At 59.2% G+C, this 502-nt stretch carries 1 rRNA gene; it reads right to left on the bottom strand.

Features of this window, described 5'->3' with window-relative positions:
- A 23S ribosomal RNA gene (locus tag JYK17_RS40135) occupies positions 1–502 on the bottom strand; the annotation flags it as partial.

Genomic DNA, 502 nt, shown 5'->3' with positions numbered 1-502 from the left:
GGATCATCCACTTCACCACAATCGGCTCGGCATCAGGTCTCAGACTATTGCCAGGCGGATTTACCTACCTGACGTCCTACACCCTTACCCCGGGACAACCACCGCCCGGGCTGGACTACCTTCCTGCGTCACCCCATCACTCACCTACTAACCGCTTGGTCCGGCGGCTCCACCACTCCCCTCAACTCCGAAGAGATCAGGGCGGCTTCACGGCCTTAGCATCACGATGCTCGATGTTTGACGCTTCACAGCGGGTACCGGAATATCAACCGGTTATCCATCGACTACGCCTGTCGGCCTCGCCTTAGGTCCCGACTTACCCTGGGCAGATCAGCTTGACCCAGGAACCCTTAGTCAATCGGCGCACACGTTTCTCACGTGTGAATCGCTACTCATGCCTGCATTCTCACTCGTGAACCGTCCACCACTGCCTTCCGGCGCGGCTTCACCCGGCACACGACGCTCCCCTACCCATCACAGCCTCCGTTGGGAGTATTGCTGC

It is taken from the genome of Streptomyces plumbidurans (assembly GCF_019857225.1).
GTDB classification, from domain to species: Bacteria; Actinomycetota; Actinomycetes; order Streptomycetales; family Streptomycetaceae; genus Streptomyces; species Streptomyces plumbidurans.
The sequence above is the reverse complement of the archived record's forward strand: the minus strand, read 5'-3'. Positions and strand labels throughout refer to the sequence as shown.